The 7,035-nt window shown below is 69.2% G+C and carries 8 protein-coding genes and 3 pseudogenes; 4 read left to right on the top strand and 7 right to left on the bottom strand.

The features are described from left to right. Positions 1-279: 279 nt before the first annotated feature. Positions 280-513 (top strand): annotated as a pseudogene (locus tag AC07C1_RS38870) (alpha-hydroxy-acid oxidizing protein); the annotation flags it as partial. Between the two features lie 49 nt (positions 514-562). On the opposite strand, the gene mscL reads toward AC07C1_RS38870, so the two are convergent. From mscL to AC07C1_RS38850, 4 genes and pseudogenes are all read right to left on the bottom strand, one after another. Beyond that, a complete protein-coding gene (mscL, locus tag AC07C1_RS38865) occupies positions 563-1,006 on the bottom strand; it encodes a large conductance mechanosensitive channel protein MscL (protein WP_478946849.1) in 444 nt (147 codons plus the stop codon). A gap of 211 nt (positions 1,007-1,217) precedes the next feature. Then, complete coding sequence (locus tag AC07C1_RS38860) at positions 1,218-1,733, bottom strand: hypothetical protein (RefSeq protein ID WP_478946848.1); 516 nt, start codon at positions 1,731-1,733, stop codon at positions 1,218-1,220. Between the two features lie 296 nt (positions 1,734-2,029). Further along, positions 2,030-2,284 (bottom strand): annotated as a pseudogene (locus AC07C1_RS38855) (DUF4328 domain-containing protein); the annotation flags it as partial. Positions 2,285-2,519: 235 nt separating this feature from the next. Continuing rightward, positions 2,520-2,846, bottom strand: a complete 327-nt coding sequence (locus tag AC07C1_RS38850; protein ID WP_478946847.1) for a hypothetical protein — start codon at positions 2,844-2,846, stop codon at positions 2,520-2,522. 10 nt (positions 2,847-2,856) lie between these two features. Between AC07C1_RS38850 and AC07C1_RS38845 the strand changes: the two genes are divergently transcribed. Both AC07C1_RS38845 and ypfJ read left to right on the top strand, forming a co-directional pair. Then, complete coding sequence (locus AC07C1_RS38845) at positions 2,857-3,045, top strand: suppressor of fused domain protein (protein WP_478946846.1); 189 nt, start codon at positions 2,857-2,859, stop codon at positions 3,043-3,045. Between the two features lie 245 nt (positions 3,046-3,290). Then, the gene (ypfJ, locus tag AC07C1_RS38840; RefSeq protein WP_478946845.1) at positions 3,291-4,175 is read left to right on the top strand and encodes a KPN_02809 family neutral zinc metallopeptidase; all 885 of its coding nucleotides are present in this window, start codon (positions 3,291-3,293) and stop codon (positions 4,173-4,175) included. Between the two features lie 137 nt (positions 4,176-4,312). On the opposite strand, the pseudogene rpsN reads toward ypfJ, so the two are convergent. Beyond that, positions 4,313-4,644, bottom strand: a pseudogene (gene rpsN, locus AC07C1_RS38835) (30S ribosomal protein S14). Between the two features lie 162 nt (positions 4,645-4,806). On the opposite strand from rpsN, the gene AC07C1_RS38830 reads away from it, so the two are divergent. Beyond that, positions 4,807-5,172 (top strand): STAS domain-containing protein, encoded by a 366-nt coding sequence (locus tag AC07C1_RS38830; RefSeq protein WP_478946844.1) that lies wholly within the window; start codon positions 4,807-4,809, stop codon positions 5,170-5,172. Between the two features lie 54 nt (positions 5,173-5,226). Here the strand turns inward: AC07C1_RS38830 and AC07C1_RS38825 are convergent, their stop codons facing one another. Further along, complete coding sequence (locus tag AC07C1_RS38825) at positions 5,227-5,598, bottom strand: DUF6191 domain-containing protein (protein WP_478946843.1); 372 nt, start codon at positions 5,596-5,598, stop codon at positions 5,227-5,229. Between the two features lie 113 nt (positions 5,599-5,711). Further along, the gene (locus tag AC07C1_RS38820) at positions 5,712-6,890 is read right to left on the bottom strand and encodes a DUF4253 domain-containing protein (RefSeq protein ID WP_478946842.1); all 1,179 of its coding nucleotides are present in this window, start codon (positions 6,888-6,890) and stop codon (positions 5,712-5,714) included. Between the last annotated feature and the right edge of the window lie 145 nt (positions 6,891-7,035).

The following is a 7,035-nucleotide window of genomic DNA, read 5'->3' as shown; positions in this document are numbered from 1 at the left end:
CGATCCACGCAACTACCTGGCCTTTCTCGGCCTCGCCGCCGCCCTGTGCTGCTACAAGCGACTTATCCGGCTCACGACATAGGACACGGTCTTAGTATTCCCGCGAGTGACGTCGGCCTGTGGGAGCCCGGTGACGACCGTCTTGCACCTGCATTGGTAGTCCGGCAGCGATCCAGCTCGCTTCTTCGGATTGGGGTACGGGGGGCCCACCGGTGTCATTGGCTCGGTGGCCTTCAGTTGCTGTGGTACGGCGGCCGCTTTCGGAGCCCTGGGAAACCGGCGGGCCTCGCCCGCAGTCCGGAGGATGACCCGGCGGCTGCGGTCGCCGAGTGGGTGCGGATCTTCGGCAACCCGCTCACCTGGGAAGACCTGCCCTGGCTGCGCTCGATCACCGACCTCCCGCTGATCCTGAAGGGCATCTGCCACCCCGAGGACGTCCGCCATGCCAAGGACGGCGGCGTGGATGGCATCTACTGCTCCAACCACGGCGGACGCCAGGCCAACGGCGGCCTAACGTGCCCGCGACGGGCCCGGCAACCGAGGCCGGACCATGGAGGTCGGGTCACCCGGCGCGCTGGGTTGTCTCCCCGGCCTGAGCGGGTACGGCGGGCAGGGAGACGGCGCAGGAGGCGCAGCGTCGGGCCTGGGCGGGTACGGGGCTGAGACATTCGGGGCAGTCCCGTTTGGGGGCCTGGACGTCTTGGTGCGGGGCGAGGCGTTCGTGGAGCTTGTTGATCGGGAGCACGACCAGGAAGTACAGGGCGCTGGCGAGGAGGAGGAAGCTGATCGCCGCGTTGACGAAGGCGCCGTAGGGGAACTTGGTGGCGCCTACGGTGAAGGTCTTGCGGCTCATGTCGCCGGTGGCGCCGGTGGCCAGCCCGACGAGTGGTGTCAGGAAGGCGCTGACGAAGCCGTTCACCACGGCGGTGAACGCTGCCCCGATGACGATGCCGACGGCCAGGTCGACCACGTTGCCGCGCAGGATGAAGCTGCGGAAGCCCTTCACCTTCTCACCCCTAAGAGGCTCTTAACGTCGACGGGCGGCCCCGAAAGCTCGGTCGGCCCACACCTTCACCTCGGATGCCCTGCCACCCGTCACCCATGCCGGCTCCGCCGCCCGGCGCGGTGATGTACCAGTTCACCAAGTGGCGCGACGACGGCAGACCATCCATGACCTGCTGCGCTGGCAGGTGCGCTGTGACCGCTGAGCGTTGGGGTCAGCCGCTGGCGAGTATCGGGCCGGCCGGGGCAGAGAGTGTCTGGTGAGCGCGGGGGCAGGGCGTGGCAGAAGCGGTTGTGGGAATGCGCATCCGGCGCAGGAGATCACGGGTGGTGCGGTTGCGCAGCGTGCTGCGCCAGGTCAGTCCCGGGTGGCGGGACCGTAGGTGTGACAGCGCACGGGTGCCCAGGCCGGTGCTGTGGAAGCGCTCGTCGATGACGACGGCGGTGATGACACCCTGGGCGCAGTCAGTGCAGATCCGGTACCAGACCTGGCCGACGACCTGGCGGGTGTGCACGAGGAGCAGGCATTCGTCGCCCGGGCCGGGGTCGTCCGGGATGTGCGTGGACAGGAAATCGATTGCCCGGTAGGCGAGGACGCGGCGGCGCAGGCGGCCGGTGCGCCGGCCTCGGCGTGAGTGCTTGGCGCCGTCGTGACCGGGCGGCGATGTCTCGGCTGTCGAGGCCTGGCCGATGAGACGGCTGCTGGTGGGACGCGCATGTAGTCCGTGCATGACGTCTCGTGTGCCCGAACAGCCGACGGATACCCGTCCAGCGCGCGGGACACCCCGCCCGGGGGCACCCTCTTGTCCCGGGCCGGCTGCCCGCTGGACCTTCACGGCATCCGTACGCTGCATGGCGGTTTTCGCGCGCCAGAATAGCGAAATAGGCCGGTTGTGAGTGAGGGTGGAATGGGAGGTGTCTCCTGTCCAAGCACTGGTGGCGGCCCGGTCGCCGCTGCCGCCACCGGCAGAGCGCAGGCAGCCGTGCCAACCCGGCCCCGCGACAACTGCTCATCGGACCGAAGGTGTCAGCCAAGAGCCGGGACGAAGACGGGACCGGCAAGGACCCTCTCATGCTGCATGCGGGTCACCTTGAGTACGACCAGTACGGCAAGCACGGCGGCCGCGGCGTCGAGGGCGTCGGCGACCAGCATCTGCCGGAGGGCATGCCGCCAGCTCACCACCCCTCGGGCCGTGTCGTACCGCCATTCCGCCGCCCGGTCGACCAGGAGCGAGACGATCCACAGCGTCCACCAGGACTTGACCAGCCCGTGACCGGACCGGTCGGCCGAGGTGGCGCTGGCGTCGAGATGTCGAGGGTGGGGGTGACGGAAGGCGGATGGCCGACCTGGAGCTGCAGGCCAGTGTCTTGGCGAACGTCACCGGCCAGCACGACCTCGGCTTCGGTGACAAAGTCCATCGGGCGCTGCCCGGTCACCTCTAAACCGTTCATCAACGTGACCACGGGTGTCGGCGTCGTAATAGAGGCTTCCAAGCCGTCCTTGCCCCGGCGCTGGCTCACCAGCGAGCGGCGGGCCAGCGGCGCGGGACGAAGACGACGACGAGGACGACGGTTGGTACGAGGACGGCGAGGAGGACCAGGAGCTCAGCGCGCGGACGGCTGCGGTGCTGCGGGTGGCCCTCGAGGAGCTGTCCGAGCACGTCTGGCAGGACGTCGCCGACGTGGGCGATACGCCGCGTGGGCGCGGCCCGGGCCGTGTCCTGGGCTCGCTGCCGCCCATCACCTTTCACCAGGACCAGCAGTGGCGGCGGCAGATGGCCCGCTGCTTCGACGACCTGGCCGCCGAACTCGGCCGAGACAGGCGCCGTCCGCCCGCGCTGCACCGGCGAGGAGATGGCCCTGCATCTGCCCGGTCTGGAGAAATGCCCGCTGGCCGACGGACACGCCCGCATTCTCTGGGTGCTGCCGGTGACGGCGGCCGAGATGGAGTACCGCCGCACGCACGGTCACGAAGCCCTTGAACGGCTCTTCGACGAGTACGCGATCGTCCCGACCGACCCGCGGCGGCCGTCCGTCGTCTGAACCTCGCGGGCACGGTCCCGGCACCGGCGACAGGCGGGGCCCGGCTGCGCGGTCGACGGCACGGAGGGGCCGTTACCGCGCACGGGCGGTCCGCCGTTCACCCACAGAGCGGCGTCGCGGCGTCGCCCGCCGGCTCCTCCAAGAGGCGGAGCAGGAAGAGGACGGGATGGGGATGTCCTCGTACGGGGTAGGCGAGCGGGACGACGCGGGGCGGCCCGGCGCGCTGCTTGAGGGAGGGTCAACGTATGCAATTCGACGACGATGCTGCTCTGGACACGTCCGAGGTCGAGGACGGTCGGGGAGGTGCGCTGGGCGGGATCCCGGGCCGCGGGAAGACCATCGGCGGGGGACTGGTCGGGCTCGTGGTGCTGGTCGCGTCCGTGCTCTTGGGTGTCGACCCCGGCATGTTCGGCTCGGGCAGCGACACGTCCTCGTCCGGCAAGCCAGCCGCGGACCTCGCGGCGGACTGCCGGACCGGTGCCGACGCCAACCGCAAGGAGGAGTGCCGGATCGTCGCCGTGGTCGACAGCGTGCAGGCATTCTGGAAGCAGACGGAGACAGCCGCCGGCAAGCCCTACCAGCAGGCCCCAACGTTCCTGTTCACCGGCAGTGTGAACACCAGTTGCGGGAACGCGACTTCCGACGTCGGCCCCTTCTACTGCTCAGCCGATGACAAGGTCTATCTCGACCTCGGCTTCTTCAACGACCTGAGCAGCAAGTTCGGCGCCAAGGGCGGCCCGTTCGCCGAGGCCTACGTCATCGCGCACGAATACGGCCACCACTTCCAGGACCTCAGCGGAACGATCTCCCGCGGCAGCGGAAACGGCCAGAACAGCGGCTCGGTGAAACTCGAGTTGCAGGCGGACTGCTACGCCGGAGTGTGGGCCCACCACGCCACCACCACCCCCGACCCCAAGAGCGGTAAGCCACTGATCACCGACTTGACGAAGGACGACATCAACCGCGGGCTGGACGCGGCCGCCGCCGTCGGAGACGACCGTATCCAGCAGCGCTACCAGGGCAAGGTCACACCCGACACCTGGACCCACGGCTCCGCGAGCCAGCGCCAGCAATGGTTCTCCACCGGCTACCGCTCCGGCCGCGTCGCCAGCTGCAACACGTTCAGCTGACCACACTGACAACCACGGCACGACGCCCGGCTGTGGGCCGCCGCTGGTGGGCAGATCACGACAGCCCGCCCGGGGCGAGTGTCATCGCGCCCGGTGATATCCGTGGAACCCGGCTGATTCCTGAGAAGCGTGCCGGGTCACCAACTGCTGTTGGTCACGCCAGGGAGCTCGCCCCCGTGGGCCATCTCGCGTACGCGGATGCGGGACAGACCGAAGGCGCGCAGGTAGCCGCGGGGCGCCCGTCCACGGAGTCGCGGTTGCGTAGGCGGACGGCGCTGGCGTCACGGGGCTGTCGGCGTAGTTCCGCCTGGGCGGCGGCGCGGTCCTCGTCGGAGGTTGGCCTGAAGCGTTCCGCGGGCAGTTCGATCTGGGCGCGGCGCGTCACAGGCCGGCTCGAGCAAGCGCCGCGCCCGGGCAGCAGTGAGGTCGGTGCCCAAACGTCAGGTGGCTGCGAGGAACTGGCGCACATCGGCTTCGGAAGCGACGCAGGGGGCCCTGGTCGCCTTGGCCAATCCCCGTCGAGCACCACTGTTGGCTATCCCCACCCAGTGACTTCCCCCCGTACGATGTCAGGCATCGCTCAAGGCAAAATGCCAGGTCGCAAACGTTGCCGAGGGAGCCCAGGAAAACCGTGGTGGAGACCGAGAACGCATACCAGGCCCAGCCGCTGGAGGTCAGCTCGACGGTCACCGGTGGAATCACCGTGGTGAGCGTGGCCGGCGAGATCGACCACGCCAGCGCCGGGCCCCTCATCGAGGCTCTGGGGCTCGGTGAACTCGGCGACCCGCCGCGTGTGGTCGTCGACCTGCGGCAGGCGACCTTCATGGACTCCGTCGGTATCAACGTCCTGCTCGCCGCCAACCGCGACATCGCACCCGCCGACGGCGGCTGGCTGCGCCTGGCCGACGTACAGCAGTCCGTCATGCGCACCGTGGAGATCGTCGGCGTCGACGACATCCCCTGCTACCGAAGCCTCCAAGAGGCCCTCGCCGCCTGACCAGGCCAGCAGCCCGGTGCCGCCCGAACGGACGCCGCGTGTACCCGCTTCACGTCAAGTACTGCGCCTGGCCGGGGTGTTCCGCCGCACCGTGGGCAGGCATGAAGTAGTCCGCCGCCGAACGCCTATCCACTGCCCGAGGACCCTCCCCCATGACTTCCCAAAGCGCGGCGGGGCGCCGTCGTCCTGGTCGTCGCGGCGGTTCGCCTCATGTTGCTGCTGCTCGATCTCGATCGATTTGTTGCCGTTGAATACCAGGTCCAGTTCGTTGAACGCGGATCCTGTCAAGAAGGGGCGGTGCTCAGGGCCGCGGCTCCGGTGGAGGACGCTGCGCCGCTTGAATCGCCGCATCATCAACTCGGCCGCGCCGCGGACGAACAGGAGAAAGGCCAGCGCCGGAAGCGCGGCGCCCCACATAGCCAGCATGCGGGAGAACCGCGGCGCCTGTGCCGGAAGTTCCCGCGCTCTAGTTCGAGCCCCCTGCCCGCCCGCCTTTCAGTTGGACGTCGCAGGCGATCGAACACATCGGCCTTGATCGTCTAGGGCCTTTCGTTCGGATCATGCCGGATCAGGGAGCGGGGCCTGGCGATGTGCATCGCAAGGCGGAGGAGGGCGTCATGGCGGAGCCATGGCAACCGGCAACAACGCGGCGGGGTGCGGTGCCAGGCCCCGCGAGCCCGGCATGAACGAGAGGCCCAGTCCCACCAGAACGACCAGGAAGTCCGTCCCACGAGGTCCATCGCGTACTCGGGGAACGGTGTGGGCGGGTCATCGACGATGTTGTCTGCGGTCGACAGCACGTGCTCCAAAGCGAGCAGGTTCGCGTGCTCTGCTTCAACGGGAGGCCTCGCGACCGATACATGCAGCTCGCTGCCGAACACCGCCACGACTTGGGCGCCGAAGCGGTCTTCCCAACTCCGCAGGAGTGCACACAGCAGAGGCAATGGTGCGTCTGCTGACCAGCCGATCAACGCCAGAGCATCGCTGCCGCGATGGGCAGGGGCGAGCACGAGGCGGCACTCGTGCAGCCCGAACTGGCCCGTCTCGATGAGCCAGGCCAGCAGGTTTGACGCAGCCTCCTCGGGCATCGGGCCTGCGGACGTAGCCGGCACCTGCGGTGTCAGGCCGGGCCATTCTTCGAAGGGCGGCCCGGGGTCGTGTGGCCACGGCTCGATTCCTTCAGGTACTGGGGCTGGTGTCGGGTCCGTCCAGAAGGGCAGCCGCCTGCGGCGGTACTCGGCGAAGTCCATGGCCAGCACCTCCCCCAGGCGAACGGCGTCGACGTGGTCCAGGCCGAGCGGTCTTCCCATGGCGTCGGGCCAGCACAGGAGCGGAACCAGGCCGCGTGCTCTTTGCTCGCTCAGCAGGCGAGGCCACAGACGCTCGACATCTTGAGGGAATTCGTCAGAGACCCACACGCGTGGGAGACCAGAAGACAGGAACCGGCCGGGAGGCAGACCTTCGGGCAGGGCAAACGACATGGCCGCACCGTAGACCGTGGTACCGACAGTGCAGACCCGCAGCCCGGAGCTTCCTGCTGCGGCCAGCAGGCCGGGCCGGAGGCTGTCGCGTGTGCTGCTGCCCACGCGCGCCGTCGAGCAGTAGGGGCGTAGCTTCCATCTCGGCAGCATGGTGGCCTTGAACGCCGCCCAGCCGCCGGGGGGTGCCTGCCGCCGTACGTCGACGCCGTACCGGGCGGCGAGAACCCTCTGCTGCACGGTGCGATGGGAGCTCTCTCCCGAGGTGAACAGCGTGCCGGCGCCTCACGGGCGTTCCGGGGGGCGATGTTCAGCGCCAGCGTCGACCAGCTGGCCTGTCGGCCTGTCGGCAGGGACGCCAGACCCGTCGTGGTTCCCGGGGCGT

It is taken from the genome of Streptomyces sp. NPDC045022 (assembly GCF_056432605.1).
This window is presented reverse-complemented; position numbering and strand designations above follow the sequence as displayed.

Excerpts from the sequence above, each read along its gene's own strand:
- ypfJ (WP_478946845.1), top strand. The coding sequence starts at position 3,291 with ATGCAATTCGACGACGATGCTGCTCTGGACACGTCCGAGGTCGAGGAC.
- AC07C1_RS38825 (WP_478946843.1), bottom strand. The coding sequence starts at position 5,598 with ATGCTGGCTATGTGGGGCGCCGCGCTTCCGGCGCTGGCCTTTCTCCTG.
- AC07C1_RS38845 (WP_478946846.1), top strand. The coding sequence starts at position 2,857 with ATGGCCCTGCATCTGCCCGGTCTGGAGAAATGCCCGCTGGCCGACGGA.
- AC07C1_RS38860 (WP_478946848.1), bottom strand. The coding sequence starts at position 1,733 with ATGCACGGACTACATGCGCGTCCCACCAGCAGCCGTCTCATCGGCCAG.